At 72.9% G+C, this 15,115-nt stretch carries 15 protein-coding genes; 9 read left to right on the top strand and 6 right to left on the bottom strand.

Annotation, left to right across the window (positions count from 1 at the left end; translation table 11 throughout):
- Position 1: 1 nt before the first annotated feature.
- Positions 2-502, bottom strand: a complete 501-nt coding sequence (locus tag H505_RS49890; RefSeq protein WP_157433028.1) for a hypothetical protein — start codon at positions 500-502, stop codon at positions 2-4.
- On the opposite strand from H505_RS49890, the gene H505_RS49885 reads away from it, so the two are divergent.
- Complete coding sequence (locus tag H505_RS49885; RefSeq protein ID WP_157433027.1) at positions 501-938, top strand: hypothetical protein; 438 nt, start codon at positions 501-503, stop codon at positions 936-938. The two genes, H505_RS49890 and H505_RS49885, sit on opposite strands and share 2 nt — an antisense overlap.
- Here H505_RS49885 and H505_RS0117295 read toward each other — a convergent pair.
- From H505_RS0117295 to H505_RS0117280, 4 genes are all read right to left on the bottom strand, one after another.
- A complete protein-coding gene (locus tag H505_RS0117295) occupies positions 889-1,761 on the bottom strand; it encodes an aldehyde dehydrogenase family protein (protein ID WP_026403005.1) in 873 nt (290 codons plus the stop codon). The two genes, H505_RS49885 and H505_RS0117295, sit on opposite strands and share 50 nt — an antisense overlap.
- Entirely contained in the window at positions 1,754-3,184 is a 1,431-nt protein-coding gene (locus H505_RS0117290; RefSeq protein ID WP_026403004.1) for an aldehyde dehydrogenase family protein, read from the bottom strand. The genes H505_RS0117295 and H505_RS0117290 overlap by 8 nt, the downstream gene beginning before the upstream one ends.
- 5 nt (positions 3,185-3,189) lie before the next feature.
- Positions 3,190-4,119: a deoxyribose-phosphate aldolase gene (gene deoC / locus H505_RS0117285; RefSeq protein ID WP_026403003.1), complete on the bottom strand. Its 930-nt coding sequence runs from the start codon at positions 4,117-4,119 to the stop codon at positions 3,190-3,192.
- Positions 4,120-4,200: 81 nt separating this feature from the next.
- A complete protein-coding gene (locus H505_RS0117280; RefSeq protein WP_026403002.1) occupies positions 4,201-5,541 on the bottom strand; it encodes a family 43 glycosylhydrolase in 1,341 nt (446 codons plus the stop codon).
- Between the two features lie 199 nt (positions 5,542-5,740).
- Here H505_RS0117280 and H505_RS0117275 point away from each other — a divergent pair, with 199 nt between their 5' ends.
- The 8 genes from H505_RS0117275 to galK are packed head-to-tail and all read left to right on the top strand — an operon-like array spanning position 5,741 to position 14,430.
- Positions 5,741-7,075 (top strand): ROK family transcriptional regulator, encoded by a 1,335-nt coding sequence (locus H505_RS0117275; protein WP_026403001.1) that lies wholly within the window; start codon positions 5,741-5,743, stop codon positions 7,073-7,075.
- A complete protein-coding gene (locus H505_RS0117270) occupies positions 7,059-7,907 on the top strand; it encodes an ABC transporter permease (protein ID WP_026403000.1) in 849 nt (282 codons plus the stop codon). The genes H505_RS0117275 and H505_RS0117270 overlap by 17 nt, the downstream gene beginning before the upstream one ends.
- Entirely contained in the window at positions 7,904-8,722 is an 819-nt protein-coding gene (locus H505_RS0117265; protein WP_026402999.1) for an ABC transporter ATP-binding protein, read from the top strand. Before H505_RS0117270 ends, H505_RS0117265 begins: the two co-directional genes overlap by 4 nt.
- Positions 8,723-8,736: 14 nt before the next feature.
- The gene (locus tag H505_RS0117260; RefSeq protein WP_026402998.1) at positions 8,737-9,726 is read left to right on the top strand and encodes an aliphatic sulfonate ABC transporter substrate-binding protein; all 990 of its coding nucleotides are present in this window, start codon (positions 8,737-8,739) and stop codon (positions 9,724-9,726) included.
- The gene (locus H505_RS0117255; protein ID WP_026402997.1) at positions 9,723-11,228 is read left to right on the top strand and encodes a sulfatase family protein; all 1,506 of its coding nucleotides are present in this window, start codon (positions 9,723-9,725) and stop codon (positions 11,226-11,228) included. Before H505_RS0117260 ends, H505_RS0117255 begins: the two co-directional genes overlap by 4 nt.
- Positions 11,225-12,232 (top strand): formylglycine-generating enzyme family protein, encoded by a 1,008-nt coding sequence (locus H505_RS42455; protein ID WP_084550382.1) that lies wholly within the window; start codon positions 11,225-11,227, stop codon positions 12,230-12,232. The genes H505_RS0117255 and H505_RS42455 overlap by 4 nt, the downstream gene beginning before the upstream one ends.
- Complete coding sequence (galT, locus tag H505_RS0117245) at positions 12,229-13,338, top strand: galactose-1-phosphate uridylyltransferase (protein ID WP_026402996.1); 1,110 nt, start codon at positions 12,229-12,231, stop codon at positions 13,336-13,338. The genes H505_RS42455 and galT overlap by 4 nt, the downstream gene beginning before the upstream one ends.
- Positions 13,339-13,341: 3 nt before the next feature.
- Positions 13,342-14,430, top strand: coding sequence for a galactokinase (gene galK / locus H505_RS42450; RefSeq protein ID WP_034518359.1), 1,089 nt, complete (start codon positions 13,342-13,344; stop codon positions 14,428-14,430).
- Positions 14,431-14,470: 40 nt separating this feature from the next.
- Here galK and H505_RS0117235 read toward each other — a convergent pair whose 3' ends face one another.
- A complete protein-coding gene (locus H505_RS0117235) occupies positions 14,471-14,956 on the bottom strand; it encodes a carboxymuconolactone decarboxylase family protein (RefSeq protein ID WP_026402995.1) in 486 nt (161 codons plus the stop codon).
- Positions 14,957-15,115 lie beyond the last annotated feature (159 nt).

Genomic DNA, 15,115 nt, shown 5'->3' with positions numbered 1-15,115 from the left:
GTCAGCGCCCGCGGCCGATCCCGTTGCCGGTGAGCCCGCTGAGGAACCCGCCGGGTCCGGTGCGCGGCTCGACGAGCGGCGCCGCGGGCGGCGCGGTCGCGGCGACGGACCGGGCGGCGGCGACGGCGCGGGCGGCCGGGTTGCGCGATGATCCGGACCCCTTGGCGGTCGCCGCGCGGGACGACGTGGACGACGCCGTGCTCCGGCGCGACGTCGAGGCGCGCGAGGCGCTCTTCTTCGCGGCGCCCGACTTCGCCGGCTTGGACGGGCTCACCCGCGCGGTCGCGGTCGTCCGGGAGCGCGACGACGCCGCCGAGGTCGACTTGCGGGCGCCGCCGGACTTGGCGGTGCCGCTCTTGCGGGCCGTCGTCCCGGTCTTGCGCGCCGCGGACGACGCCTTCGCGCCCTCCTTGGTGATCTCCTTGGCGGCCGCGTCCATCGCCTTGGCGGCGTCGGTCATCGCCTTGGTCGCGGTCGTCATCGCCTCGGTCATCGCCGTCATGGCCTTCGCCGACGACGACGCCTTCGTGGCGACCGACTTCATCTGCGTGGCGGCGGCCTTCGCCTCGGACGCGGCCTTGGTCACCCGCGTCGCGGCGGCGGACGACGAGCGGCTCGTCGCCGCGCTCGTCCGCGACGCGGGCTTCTTCGCGGTGCTCTTCGACCCGGACGCCTTGGACGTCGAAGCCTTGGACGTCGAAGCCTTCGACGCGGACGCCTTCGACGCGGACGTCTTGGACGAGGACGTCTTCGCGCCGCCTGTCTTCGAAGCGGTGGCCTTGGTCGACCTGGTCGACTTCGTCTTCGCAGGCATACGATCTCCCCCCTGTGATCGGGGGGTCTATTCCACCGTTCGTGACCCTCTACACACTCCGCGTCATTCGGGTTTCACACCCCAACCGGGTGCCAGACCGTCTTGGTCTCCAGGAACGCGGTGATCCGGGCGGTTCCCGGCTCCGCACCCCAGTCGGATTCGTCCGGACGGACCACCCGCTTGAGGTTCCCGGCGGCCTTCTCCTCCAGGTCGGCGACGGCGTCCGCCGGGACGCCCGCGAGGTCGAGCGCGTTGACGTCCATGTGCGTCGCGAGCCACGGCGCGAGTTCGGCGCGGCGCCCGGTGAGGATGTTGACCACGCCGCCGGGCAGATCGGACGTCGCGAGCACCTCGGCGAGCGTGATCGCCGGGAGCGGCGCGGGTTCGGACGCCACGACGACGGCGGTGCTGCCCGTCACGATCGCGGGCGCGACCGTCGACACGAGCCCGAGCAGCGGCGAGTCGGGCGCGACCACGCCGACGACGCCGGTCGGCTCGGGCGTCGAGAAGTTGAAGAACGGCCCCGCGACGGGGTTCGCGGACCCGGCGACGGCGGCGATCTTGTCGGCCCACCCCGCGTACCAGACCCACCGGTCGACGGCCGCGTCCACCTCGGCGGACGCCGCGGCCTTCGACAGCCCGGCGGTGCGCAGCTCGTCCGCGAACTGGGCGCCGCGCCCCTCCAGCATCTCCGCGATCCGGTACAGGATCTGGCCGCGGTTGTAGGGGGTGCGGCCGGACCAGCCGCCGAACGCCTTGCGGGCGGCGGCGACGGCGTCGCGGACGTCCTTGCGGGAGGCGTGCGAGGCGTTCGCGACGAACCGCCCCTTCGCGTCGGTGACCACGTACGACCTGCCGGACTCGGATCGGGGGAAGGCGCCGCCGACGTACAGCTTGTACGTCTTGCGCACGCTCAACCGCTCGTGCTTCACGGGCCGCTCAGACATCGAGATACGCCTCCAGTCCGTGGCGTCCGCCCTCGCGGCCGAACCCCGATTCCTTGTAGCCGCCGAACGGGGACGCCGGGTCGAACTTGTTGAAGGTGTTCGCCCACACCACCCCGGCGCGCAGCCGCTGCGCCGTCCAGAGGATCTGCGAGCCCTTCTCCGTCCAGATCCCGGCCGACAGCCCGTACGGGGTGTTGTTCGCCTTCGCGACGGCCTCGTCCGGCGTGCGGAACGTCAGCACCGACAGGACGGGCCCGAAGATCTCCTCCCGCGCGATGCGGTGCGACTGCGCGACGCCGGTGAACACGGTCGGCGCGAACCAGAAGCCGCGGTCGGGCAGGTCGCACGGCGGCGACCAGCGGACCGCGCCCTCCTGCTCGCCGGACGCCGCCAGTTCGCGGATCCGCGCGAGCTGGGCGGCCGAGTTCACCGCCCCGACGTCGGTGTTCTTGTCGAGCGGGTCACCGACCCGGAGCGTCGCCATGCGGGCCTTCAGCCGGTCGAGCAGCTCGTCGGCGACCGACTCCTGCACGAGCAGCCGCGAGCCCGCGCAGCACACGTGCCCCTGGTTGAAGAAGATCCCGTTGACGACGCCCTCGACGGCCTGGTCGAGCGCGGCGTCGGCGTACACGATGTTCGCGGCCTTGCCGCCGAGTTCGAGCGTGAGCTTCTTGCGCGTCCCGGCGACCGTCCGCGCGATCTCCTTGCCGACCTCGGTGGACCCGGTGAACGCGACCTTGTCGACGTCGCCGTGGGCGACGAGCGCGCGTCCGGTCCCGCCCGCGCCCGTCACGATGTTCACGACGCCGGGGGGCAGCTCGGCCTGCCGGCAGATGTCGGCGAACACCAGCGCGGTCAGCGGCGTCGTCTCCGCGGGCTTGAGCACCACGGTGTTGCCGCACGCCAGCGCGGGAGCGATCTTCCAGGCGAGCATCAGCAGCGGGAAGTTCCACGGGATGACCTGCGCGGCGACGCCCAGCGGCCGCGGGTCGGCGCCGAACCCGGCGTGGCCGAGCTTGTCGGCCCATCCGGCGTAGTAGAAGAAGTGCGCGGCGACCAGCGGCACGTCGACGTCCCGGGACTCCCGGATCGGCTTGCCGTTGTCGATCGACTCCAGCACCGCCAGCTCCCGCGCCCGTTCCTGGACGATCCGGGCGATGCGGTACAGGTACTTGGCGCGTTCGGCGCCCGGCATCGGGCCCCACACCTTGTCGAACGCCTTCCGCGCGGCCTTCACGGCCCGGTCGACGTCGCGCTCGTCGGCGCAGGCGACCTCGGCCAGCACGGTCTCGTCCGCGGGGTTGACCGTCTTGAACGGCTCGCCGCCGCCGCGCGTGAACGCGCCGTCCACGAACAGCCCGTACGACTCGCGGATGTCGACGACCGACGCCGACTCGGGCGCGGGCGCGTACTCGAAAACCATGAAGATCAGTCCAGGGTGAAGTAGTCGGGACCGGAGTACACCCCGGTGGCGAGCTTGCGGCGCTGCATCAGCAGATCGTTCAGCACGCTGGACGCGCCCAGCCGGAACCACTCGGGCGCCAGCCAGTCCGGCCCGGCCGTCTCGTTCACCAGCACCAGGTACTTGATCGCGTCCTTGGTGGTGCGGATGCCGCCCGCGGGCTTCACCCCGACCTGCCGCCCGGTCGCGGCGCGGAAGTCGCGGACGGCCTCCAGCATCACGAGCGTGACCGGCAGCGTCGCCGCCGGGGACACCTTGCCCGTCGAGGTCTTGATGAAGTCGCCCCCGGCGCGCATCGCCAGCCAGGACGCGCGCCGCACGTTGTCGAGCGTCGCCAGCTCGCCCGTCTCGAGGATCACCTTCAGGTGCGCGGACCCGCACGCCTCCTTCACGGCGGCGATCTCGTCGGCCACCTTGGCGTAGTCGCCCGCGAGGAACGCGCCCCGGTCGATCACCATGTCGATCTCGGCCGCCCCGGCCGCGACCGCCGCCCGGGTGTCGGCGAGCTTCGCCTCCAGCGGCGCGCGGCCGGACGGGAACGACGTCGCGACGCTCGCGACGCCGATGCCCGTGCCGTCCAGCGCCCGCACCGCGACGTCGACGAGGTCGGGGTAGACGCACACCGCCGCGACCCTCGGCACGCCCGGATCGTCCGGGTCGGGGCGGGCGGCCTTCGCGCACAGCGCCCGCACCTTCCCGGGCGTGTCGGCGCCCTCGAGCGTGGTCAGGTCCACCATCGAGATCGCGAGGTCAATCGCCGCGGCCTTCGCCGACGTCTTGATCGACCGGCCCGCGAGCCGCGCGGCCCGCTCCTCGGCCCCGACCCGGTCGACGCCCGGAAGGCCGTGCAGGAAGGCGCGCAGCTCGGCGGCGCCGGTAACAGTCTCCGTTGACACGCCCTCAGCATCGCCGAAGTAGGTCACCGGTACAAAACACGCACGTCACGACTTCCCTGTGGAGGCCGGTCACGGCCCCCGTCAGCCGTCCGTCCCGCGGCCGCGCCGCTTCACGTACAGGCGGTCGCCTTCGGGGCCGGTCCATTCCATCCGGACGACCCCGGGCACCGCGGCGTCGCCGATGCGCGAGGGGTCGGACCAGTAGCCGGCGTTCGGGTTGAGGAAGTACGTCGCCCACGGCCGCCCGGTGCGGTCGGTGAACAGGTTGTTGTGGCCGATGCCGACGCCCGCGGTGTAGCGCTCCGAGTACGGCCCCTCGAAGCTGTCCGCGACGGCGATGACCGTGTCGTACTGGTACTGCGTGCGGCCGGGGCCGCCCGGCTCGTAGGCGTAGCGGGTGCCGCCGTCCGGGCCGGTCGACGTCCGGTTCCACACGGCGTGCGAGAGGTAGTACTTGCCCTGGAACTTGAAGACGTAGGCGCCTTCGAGGTACGGCTCGGGCGCGTACGGCGTCTGCCGGAACTCCGGCAGGCCGGCCGCCGGGACGATGTCCTCCATGTCGTCCCGGAACCTGGCGTACAGGTCGTTGTGCAGGACGAGCCACGCGTCGCCGTCCTCGGTGTACATGCCGCCGTCGATGTGGTGGTAGGCGCCGGGTTCGATGAAATTCGGCCCGCCGATGAACGACTCGCCGAACGGCTTGTCGTGGTTGCCCTCGATCAGCCGGTACGGGCCCTCGATCCCTCCCTCGCTCTTCAGCATGAACGAGCCCACCTTCCTGGAGTGGTCGCCCATGCAGGCGACGATGTACCAGGTGCCGCGGAAGTAGTGCAGCTCCGGCGCCCAGACCTCGCCGCGCTTGCCGAACTCGTCGTCGTACCAGTACTCCTGCCACGGGGCGACGACCGTCCGCCCGGGGCGGTTCTCGGCGGCGAACTCGGGCGACCACACCTTGCCCTTCTCGGCGCCGGGCCGCACCCGGGTCGTGTCGACCAGCCGCCACGGGCCGCGCAGCGACCGGGCCACCCACACGAAGATGCCGTCGTTCCACGGGGCGGCGCGGTCGAGACCGGGCACGCGGGTGGTTCCGGTGGCGACGTACAGCGACCGGCCGCCGACGACGAAGCGGTTGACGTAGGTGTCGCGCATCCAGACGGTGCCGCGCTCCCGGTCGCGGGGGCGCAGTTCGAGCGGCAGGACGAACGAGTTGTCCGGGCGCGGCCACAGGTGCGACCGCGTGTCGGCGAGGCCGTAGGGCTCGGGGTCGGGCCAGTTCGCCGGGTACCGCCGCCCCGGCGCCGCGCCCGGCGGGAGCTGCCGCGCGGCGGCGGTGCCGGGCAGCGCCGCCACCGCCAGCGAGCCGGCGGCACCGATCAACAGGGAACGCCGCCCGAGGTGCGGGCCGTTTCCGGAGCTGGTCATCGCTCACTCCACCTTCGTCGTGCAGGACGCCGCTGCCCTGCCTGTGAGGTGACGTTATAGAGACTCTTTCCGTCGGTGAACACGCGACAAAAAGGTCGTTGGACGCGTGCCGCGGACGGGTACGGCACCGCATCGGAAGCGCGCAGGTTCTTTTTGTCGGAGTGTTGACGGAAAAATTGCCCGCTGCCAGCGTTGCGCCATGGCACGGTCGGCTGGAGTCCACGCGCTGGTACGGCGCACGCACGAGGAGCGCGTCCTGCGCGTCCTCCGCGAGCACGGCGCCATGAGCCGCCGGCAGATCGCCCTCGCCGTCGGGCTGTCCCGCACCACCCTCTCCGAGATCACCGGCAGCCTGCTGCAGCGCGGCGCCATCGTGGTCGTCGACACCGACGCGGACCGGCGGGAGGGCAGCGGGCGGCCCGCCGAGCGGCTCGCCCTCGACCCCGCCTCCGGGCAGTTCATGGGCATCGACTTCGGCCACCGCCGGGTGCGCCTCGCGGTCGCGGACGCCTCGCACGAGATCGTCCTGGCCGGGTCGGAGCGGTACGACGACGCCCCGTGGCACGTCCGGCTCGACCTGGCGTTCCGGCTCATCGACCGGCTCAGCGCCGAGTCCGGGGTGCACTTCGGCGCGCTGCAGGGCGTCGGCATCGGGGTGCCCGGTCCGTACCGCGCGAAGCCGGGCGTCCTCGTGACGCCGCCGCGGGAGGCGGCGCGGGAGAGAGCGCGGGAGACCGTGCGGGACGCGGCGCGGGAGGCGGTGCGGGAGGCGGCGGCGCACGGCACCCCGGAGGCGGTGGTGCAGGTGGCGTTCGCGGCGCGCTTCGGGGCGCCCGTCATCGTGGACAACAACACCCGGCTGGCCGCGCTCGCGGAGGCCGTCTTCGGCCGCAGCTCCGTCGAGAACCTGCTCTACCTGCGCATCTCCGACGGGGTGGGCGGCGGGCTGGTCGTCGGCGGGCGGCTGGTCACCGGCTCGTCCGGGCTGGCGGGCGAGCTGGGGCACGTCACCGCGGACCCGGACGGGCTCGCGTGCCGCTGCGGCAAGCGGGGCTGCGTCGAGACGCTCGCGTCGGTCCCCGCCCTCCTCCGGACCTGCCGGGAGCGCGGCCTCGCCGTGGCGGACCTCGGCGGCCTGGCAGCCGCGGTGGAGCGCGGCGACCCGGTCGCGGACCGGACGCTGCGGGCGGCGGGGGCCGCCGTCGGGCGGGTGCTGGGCACCGCGTCCCTCATCCTCGATCCCGGGGAGATCGTCATCGGCGGCGAGGTCACCCGGGTGGCGCCCGTCCTGCTGGAGGAGGCCGCCGCGGCCATCGCCGCCGCGAACTTCCCCGGCGGCTCCGCGCCGGTCGTGCGCCGGGCCGAGCTCAGCGACGACGACGGCGCGCTCGGCGCCCTCGCCGCGCTCTTCCACAGCTCGCCGCTGCTGGCGGCCTATCCGGAGGCGCCCGAGGCGAACCCCGCCGGGACCGCGCCGATCGAGCGTGCGCGGAAGACAACGAGCAGAGGAGTGGCTTATGGCCGTGCTCAGTGATCAGAGCGGCCAGGGGAGCCGCACCGGCCGGGACGGTCCGGGCGCGTCGGCCGCCAAGGGGCGTTCGGGCACGGCGGCGGGCGCGCGCCGCAAAGGGCTGCCGCTGCTGCTGAACGCCGCGTCCGTCGCCTTCGGCGTCGCCCTGTGGTGGGCGCTGGCCGCGGCGGGCCTCAACCTCCCGACGCCGGGCGAGGTGCTGTCGAAGGCCGGCACGCTCATCGGGAACGGAACGCTCCAAGAGGACGTCGTCGCCAGCCTGGGCCGGGTGCTCGCCGGCTTCGCCCTCGGCACCGGCCTCGCGATCCCGGTGGGCTTCCTCATGGGGTGGTACGGGTTCGTGCGCGGCCTCGTCGAGCCCTGGGTGCAGTTCTTCCGCACCATCCCGCCGCTGGCGATCATCCCGCTGGCCATCGTCCTGATGGGCATCGGCGAGACGCCGAAGATCTTCGTCATCTTCCTGGCGTCGTTCCTCGTCTGCGTCATCTCGACCTTCCAGGGCGTGGTGGACATCGACCGCACCCTGATCAACGCGGCGCGCGTCCTCGGCGCCAAGGACCTCGGCATCTTCCTGCGGGTGGTCGTGCCGGCGTCGACCCCGTTCATCCTCGTCGGCATGCGGGTCGGGCTGGGCTCGGCCTGGGCGACGCTGGTCGCCGCCGAGCTCATCGCGGCGCAGGAGGGCCTCGGGTACCGGATGCAGAACGCGCAGCTGTACTACGACCTGCCCACGATCTTCGTGGGACTCATCGCCATCGGGATCCTCGGCCTGCTCATGGACCGGGTGCTCCTGCTGGCCGAACGCAAGCTCACCGGATGGCAGGAGCGCCGATGACCACCCCGCCGAAGATCTCGGTCCAGGACGTCAGCAAGGTCTTCGCCCTCGGCAAGGAGTCCTTCACCGCGCTCGACCGCGTCTCGCTCGACATCGCCGACAACGAGTTCGTGACGGTCGTGGGGCCGTCCGGATGCGGCAAGAGCACGCTGCTCAACATCCTGGCCGGGCTCGAGCAGCCCTCCGAGGGGCGGGCGCTCGTGGACGGCGAGGCGGTCTCGGGCCCGGGTCCCGAGCGCGGCGTCATCTTCCAGCAGTACGCCCTGTTCCCCTGGCTGACGGTCCGCAAGAACGTCGAGTTCGGGTTGAAGACGGCGCGGGTGCCGAAGGCGGAGCGCCGCGACCGGGCGCAGCACTTCATCGATCTGGTCGGGCTGGCGCAGTTCGCCGACGCGCTGCCCAAGATGCTGTCCGGCGGGATGCGGCAGCGCTGCGCGATCGCCCGCGCCTACGCCGGGAACCCGTCGATCCTGCTGATGGACGAGCCGTTCGGCGCGCTCGACGCGCTCACCCGGGTGAAGCTCCAGGAGCAGCTCCTCGACACCTGGAGCGAGGAGAAGCGCACCGTCCTGTTCATCACCCACGACGTGGACGAGGCGGTGTTCCTCGCCAACCGCGTCATCGTGATGGCCGCCGGCCCCGGCCGCATCTACGACGTCATCGACGTCGACCTGCCCTACCCCCGGTCGGAGGAGTTCCGGCTCAGCATGGAGTTCGCGGCGCTGCGCAACCGCGTCTGGAACTCCGTGTACCACCAGGACGGCCGGACGGCCGCCGATTCCCAGCACCCCCTGCCGTCATCGACAACGGCCTGATCCGAGGAACGGACATGTCCCTGCCACGCAGATTCTCCGCCGCCACCGCCCTGGGCACGGCCGCCGTGCTGGCCCTCTCCGCCTGCGGCTCCGGCTCCGGCGGCGACGCGGTCGAGGTCGACTTCGGCTACATCAACGACTACAACGGCACCAGCCTGCTCGCCATCGCCGAGGACCAGAAGATCTGGGAGAAGCACGGCCTCGAGGTCAACGCGAAGGTGTTCACCAACGGCCCGCTGCAGATCCAGGCGCTCGGCACCGGCGACCTCGACGCCGGGTACATCGGCCCCGGCGCGTTCTGGCTGCCGGCCTCCGGCCAGGCGAAGATCATCGCGTTGAACACCCTCGGCAACGCCGACCGGGTCATCGCGCAGGGCGGCATCACCTCGCTCGCGCAGCTCAAGGGCAAGAGCGTCGGGGTGCCCGAGGGGACCTCCGGCGACATGATCCTCACCCTCGCCCTCGAGAAGGCGGGGCTCACGAAGAAGGACGTCAAGGTCGTCAACATGGACGCCTCGACCATCGTGTCGGCGTTCTCGTCCAAGCAGATCGACGCCGCGGGCTTCTGGTACCCGGCCATCGCGACGATCAAGAAGCAGGTGCCGGACCTGGCCGAGCTGGCCAAGAACTCCGACTTCGAGGCGGAGATGGCCTTCCCGACCGCGTTCGTCGCGGGCAACGAGGTCGTCTCCGGCGAGAAGGACAAGACGACGAAGCTGCTCGCGGCGCTGCGCGAGGCGATGGAGTACCGCACGGCCAACATGGACGAGTCGATCGAGCTCACCGCCGAGATGCTCGACATGCCGGTCGACCAGGTGAAGGCCGACGCCGCCAACGTCAAGGTGCTCTCCGCCGAGGAGCTCGACACGATGACCGGGGACGGCACCATCGACAAGTGGCTGACGACGATGACCCGGTACTTCGTCGACACGGGCAAGCTCGACTCGCCGGTCGATCCGAAGACCTTCTACACCGGCGATCTGTTCACGGCGGCCGCCAAGTGACGAACCCGCGCAACATCCTCTTCCTCATGACCGACCAGCACCGGGCGGACACGCTCGGCGCGTACGGCAACGGGCACGCGGCGACGCCCGTCCTGGACGAGCTGGCGGACGGCGGCACCCGCTTCGACCGGTGGTACACGCCGACGGCGATCTGCACCCCGGCGCGCGCGAGCCTGCTGACCGGGCAGGCGCCGTTCCGGCACAAGCTGCTCGCCAACCACGAGCGCAACGTCGGCTACATCGAGGACCTCGCCGACGGGCAGTTCACGTTCTCGCGGGCGCTGCGGGAGCAGGGCTACAACTGCGGCCTGATCGGCAAGTGGCACGTCGGCACGGACAAGACCGCCGCCGACTTCGGTTTCGACGGGCCGGACCTGCCCGGCTGGCACAACCCCGTCGACCACCCCGACTACCTGGCGTACCTCGCCGAGAACGGCCTGCCCCCGTACGAGATCTCCGACCGGATCCGCGGCACGCTGCCCAACGGCGGCCCCGGCAACCTGCTCGCCGCCCGGCTGCACCAGCCCGAGGAGGCGACGTTCGAGCACTACCTCGCCACCCGGGCGATCGAGATGCTCGAACGGTACGCGGAAGACGTCCGGAATCAGGACAGGCCGTTCTTCCTGGCGCTGCACTTCTTCGGCCCCCACCTGCCGTACATCCTGCCGGACGAGTACTTCGACATGTTCGACCCGGCGGACGTCGAACTGCCGCGGTCGGTCGCGGAGACCTTCGCCGGCAAGCCCCCGGTGCAGAAGAACTACAGCGCGCACTGGACGTTCGACACGATGCCGATCGAGACCACGCGCAAGCTGATCGCCGTCTACTGGGGGTACGTGGCGCTCATCGACCGGCAGATCGGCCGGGTCATGGACGCCATGCGGCGGCTCGGGCTCGTCGACGACACCGCGGTGTTCTTCACCTGCGACCACGGCGAGTTCACCGGGGCGCACCGGCTGCACGACAAGGGCCCGGCGATGTACGAGGACATCTACCGGACCCCGGGCCTGCTGCGCGTGCCGGGACGGCCCGGCGGCGTGGTCCGCGACGAGTTCGTCAGCCTGCTCGACTGCACGGCGACGATCCTCGAACTCGCCGGCGTCGACCCGAAGGCGGCCGTCGACTCGCGCAGCCTGCTGCCCCTGCTCGGCGGGGAGGAGGCCGAGTGGGACGACGACATCGTGTGCGAGTTCCACGGCCACCACTTCCCGTATCCCCAGCGGATGCTCCGCACGGACCGGTACAAGCTGGTGGTGAACCCCGACTCGGTCAACGAGCTCTACGACCTGGAGTCGGACCCGGACGAGCTGCTGAACCGCTACGAGCACCCCGAGATGCGGGACGTCCGGGCGCGGCTGACGCGCCGCCTCTACATGCTCCTGCGCGAACGGGGCGACAACTTCTACCACTGGATGACGTCCATGTACGACGTCGGGGAAGTGGGGTACGACCCGACGCTGAGCGGGCTGGACGAGGCCACCTACCGGAAGACCGTTCCATGACCGACCGTCCCCGCGAGGGGGCCTGCTGCGCGCCGACCCTCCGGCACGCCGCCCCCGCCGGGTCCCGGACGACCGCTCCGGGGCCCGGCGGGGCGGCACGGCCGGCCGACCCGCCCGCCGACCCGCCCGCGGAACCGGCCGCCGAGCAGTGCCGCGTCCCGGGCGGCCGGTTCCGGATGGGCGACCACCACGGCGACGGCGACCCGGCGGACGGCGAGGGCCCGGTCCACGAGGTGCGCGTCGCCCCGTTCACCATCGACGCCACCGCGGTGACGAACGCCGCCTTCGCCGCGTTCGTCGACGCCACCGGCCACGTCACCGACGCGGAGGCGTACGGGTTCTCCGCCGTGTTCCACCTCGCGCTCGCCGCTCCCCCTGCGGACGTGCTGGGGCCGTTCGACGGCGCGCCGTGGTGGCTCGGCGTGCGCGGCGCGTCCTGGCGGAACCCGGGCGGGCGGCGCAGCGGCCTCGACGGGCTGGACGACCACCCGGTCGTCCACGTGAGCTGGAACGACGCCGTCGCGTACTGCGCGTGGAGCGGGCGCCGGCTGCCCACCGAGGCCGAGTGGGAGTTCGCGTCCCGGGGCGGCCTCCCCGGCGCCCGGTTCCCCTGGGGCGACGACCTCGCACCGGACGGGACGTGGCGCGCCAACATCTGGCAGGGCGACTTCCCGGTGCGCAACACCGCCGAGGACGGCTGGGCGACGACCGCGCCGGTGCGGTCCTACGAGCCGAACCGCTACGGGCTCTGGCAGACGGTCGGGAACGTGTGGGAGTGGTGCGCCGACTGGTTCGACCCGGCCTACTACCGGACGTCCCCGAGCGAGGACCCCGCGGGCCCCGACCGGGGCACGGCCAGGGTGCTGCGCGGCGGCTCCTACCTCTGCCACGACTCCTACTGCAACCGGTACCGCAACGCCGCCCGCTCCTCGAACACTCCGGACTCGTCCATGGGGAACGCCGGGTTCCGCACGGTCGCCGCTACCCACCACAAGGAACCATGACCCCGCACAAGACCGCCACGACGCTCGCCGACGGACGGGAGCTGATCTACTTCGACCTCGCCCCCGGCGCGCGGCGGGCCGCCGCCGACCCGCGGCCGCTGCCGCCGGTGAGCACGGCCTCGCAGATCCGCTGGGACCCGCTGCTGGAGGAGTGGGTCATGATGGCGTCGCACCGGCAGGACCGGACGTTCCTCCCGCCCCCCGACGCGTGCCCGCTGTGCCCCTCGGCGGACGGCCGCCGCACGGAGATCCCCGCGGACGACTACGACGTCGTGGTGTTCGAGAACCGCTTCCCGAGCTTGTCGACCGGCGCGGTTCTCGACGGCGCCGCCCTGGACGGCGCCGCCCTGGACGGCCCCGGCGGCCGTCCGCTGGTCGAGATCCGCCCGGGCACGGGCCGCTGCGAGGTGGTCTGCTTCTCCAGCGACCACTCCGCGCGGTTCGCCGACCTCTCCCCCGCTCACGCGCGGCTGGTCGTCGACGCGTGGGCGGACCGCACGGCCGCGCTGTCCCGCGTCGAGGGCGTCGAGCAGGTGTTCTGCTTCGAGAGCCGCGGCGAGGAGATCGGCGTGACCCTGTCCCACCCGCACGGCCAGATCTACGCCTACCCGTTCACGACGCCGCGGACGTCCCGCATGCTGGGGGCGGCCGCGCGCCACCGCCGCCGCACCGGCGGGGACCTGCACACCGACGTGCTCGGCGCCGAGCGCCGCGCCGGCGTCCGGGTCGTCGCGGAGAACGCGCACTGGACGGCGTTCGTCCCGGCGGCGGCGCGCTGGCCGGTGGAGGTCCACCTGTACCCGCGCCGGAGGGTGAAGACCATCCCCGGCCTCGACGGCGCGGAACGCGACGCGTTCGTCTCGCTCTACCTCGACCTGCTGGCAAGATTCGACCGGCTTTACGACGCGCCGCTGCCGTACATCGCCGCATGGCACCAGGGACCGGTCGACGACCCCGACGACCTCGGCTACCTGCACCTGCAGCTGTTCTCGATCCGGCGTTCGGCGGACAAGCTGAAGTACCTCGCCGGGTCCGAATCGGGAATGGGGGCGTTCGTGACCGACACCGTCCCGGAGCAGGTGGCCCGCCGCCTGCGGGAGGTCTGAACCGTGCGCGGCGGAGTGTGGTCCGCGCCGGGACGGGTGAACATCATCGGCGAGCACACCGACTACAGCGGCGGCTTCGCCCTGCCGTTCGCGCTCGCCCAGCGCACCGTCGTGCACGCCCGGCGGCGCGGCGACGGCCGCATCACGGCGGTGTCCGACGGGCACGGCGCGGTCGAGTTCCCCGCCGCGACCGTCCCGGGCGAGGTCACCGGGTGGGGCGCGCACGTCGCGGGCGTGGCGTGGGCGCTGGCCCGCGCGGGGGCCGCGCCGGGCGGGGCCGACCTGCGCATCGAGAGCACCGTGCCGCGCGGGGCGGGCCTGTCCTCCTCGCACTCGCTCGAATGCGCCGTCGCGCTGGCCCTGACCGGCCTCGACGGCGTCGAGGCGGACCGCGCCGAGCTCGTCCGGGTCGTCCAGCGGGCGGAGAACGAGTACGTCGGCGCGCCCACCGGCGTCATGGACCAGATGGCGTCCCTCTACGGCGCGGACGGGCGGGCGCTCCTCGTGGACGCGCGGCACCTGACCGCCGAGCCCGTCCCGTGCGACTTCGCGTCCGGCGGGCTCGACCTCCTCGTCGTCGACACCCGGTCGCCGCACCGGCACGCGGACGGCGAGTACGGCGCGCGCCGCCGGACCTGCGCCGCGGCGGCGCGGGCCCTGGGCGTCGCGGACCTGCGCGACGTGACCGACCTCGACGGCGCCCTCGCCCGCCTCACCGACCCCGTGGCCGCGCGGCGGGTCCGGCACGTCGTGCGGGAGAACGCCCGGGTCCTCGCCGTCGTCGAGTCGCTCCGCGCGGGACGGGTGCGGGAGATCGGCCCGCTGCTCACCGCCTCCCACGCCTCGCTCCGCGACGACTACGAGGTGTCCGCCGCCGAACTCGACACGGCCGTGGAGGCCGCGCTCGCGGCCGGGGCGCTGGGCGCCCGGATGATCGGCGGCGGCTTCGGCGGCTCGGTGATCGCGCTGGTCGAGCGGGCCGGCCGGCGGGCCGTCGAGAGCGCCGTGCGGGACGCGTTCCGGCGGCGCGGGTTCACCGGGCCCGAGTTCCATGTCGCCCGCCCGTCCCGGGGCGCGGGACGGGACGGGTGACCGGCCCGGGCCGTCCGGCCCCGGGCCGGTCCGGCCCCGCTCAGTCGAGCGCGGTCGCGATCATGCCGGCCGCGTAGGAGCCGGCCGGGGTGCGCACGATCACGTTCATCCGGTTGGCGGCGTTGATCATCGCGATCACCGCGATCAGCGTGCCGGTCTGGTCGTCGTCGTAGTGCTCCCGCACCCGCGCCCACGTCGCGTCGGACACGCCGTCGCCCGCGTCCGCGATCCGGGTGCCCTCCTCGGCGAGCGCGAGCGCCGCCCGCTCGGCCTCGGTGAACACCGTCGCCTCCCGCCACGCCGCGACCAGGTTCAGCCGGACGGCGTCCTCCCCGGCGGCCGCGGCCTCCTTGGTGTGGATGTCGATGCACATCGCGCAGCCGTTGATCTGGCTGACGCGCAGCATCACCAGCTCCCGGACGGCCTTCGGCAGCGACGACTGCTCGAGGACGGTGCCCGCGGCGTGCACCCGCTTGGCGAACTTCGCCGCGGTCGCGCTGTCGAACAGGTTGAAACGGGCCTCCATGGCATGCTCCCCACTCATGGGCGCGCACCGCGCGGAGGGTCCGCGCGGCGTCCTGACGACCACGAGATGCCGGCGGCCCGCACCCCGTGACGGCGCACCGATGTGACGTACGCCACCGCCCCGGGACGTCACGGACCGGCGGGCACCGGCACCTTGTGG

This window comes from Actinomadura rifamycini DSM 43936, from assembly GCF_000425065.1.
Classification (GTDB): Bacteria; Actinomycetota; Actinomycetes; order Streptosporangiales; family Streptosporangiaceae; genus Spirillospora; species Spirillospora rifamycini.
The sequence above is the reverse complement of the archived record's forward strand: the minus strand, read 5'-3'. Positions and strand labels throughout refer to the sequence as shown.

What these genes read in the sequence shown, in the direction of transcription:
- H505_RS0117280 (WP_026403002.1), bottom strand. Translation starts at nt 5,541, where the DNA reads ATGACCAGCTCCGGAAACGGCCCGCACCTCGGGCGGCGTTCCCTGTTG.
- H505_RS42455 (WP_084550382.1), top strand. Translation starts at nt 11,225, where the DNA reads ATGACCGACCGTCCCCGCGAGGGGGCCTGCTGCGCGCCGACCCTCCGG.
- H505_RS49890 (WP_157433028.1), bottom strand. Translation starts at nt 502, where the DNA reads ATGACGGCGATGACCGAGGCGATGACGACCGCGACCAAGGCGATGACC.
- H505_RS0117295 (WP_026403005.1), bottom strand. Translation starts at nt 1,761, where the DNA reads ATGTCTGAGCGGCCCGTGAAGCACGAGCGGTTGAGCGTGCGCAAGACG.
- H505_RS0117270 (WP_026403000.1), top strand. Translation starts at nt 7,059, where the DNA reads ATGGCCGTGCTCAGTGATCAGAGCGGCCAGGGGAGCCGCACCGGCCGG.
- H505_RS0117275 (WP_026403001.1), top strand. Translation starts at nt 5,741, where the DNA reads ATGGCACGGTCGGCTGGAGTCCACGCGCTGGTACGGCGCACGCACGAG.
- H505_RS49885 (WP_157433027.1), top strand. Translation starts at nt 501, where the DNA reads ATGGCCTTCGCCGACGACGACGCCTTCGTGGCGACCGACTTCATCTGC.
- H505_RS0117290 (WP_026403004.1), bottom strand. Translation starts at nt 3,184, where the DNA reads ATGGTTTTCGAGTACGCGCCCGCGCCCGAGTCGGCGTCGGTCGTCGAC.
- H505_RS0117260 (WP_026402998.1), top strand. Translation starts at nt 8,737, where the DNA reads ATGTCCCTGCCACGCAGATTCTCCGCCGCCACCGCCCTGGGCACGGCC.
- H505_RS0117235 (WP_026402995.1), bottom strand. Translation starts at nt 14,956, where the DNA reads ATGGAGGCCCGTTTCAACCTGTTCGACAGCGCGACCGCGGCGAAGTTC.
- galT (WP_026402996.1), top strand. Translation starts at nt 12,229, where the DNA reads ATGACCCCGCACAAGACCGCCACGACGCTCGCCGACGGACGGGAGCTG.
- H505_RS0117265 (WP_026402999.1), top strand. Translation starts at nt 7,904, where the DNA reads ATGACCACCCCGCCGAAGATCTCGGTCCAGGACGTCAGCAAGGTCTTC.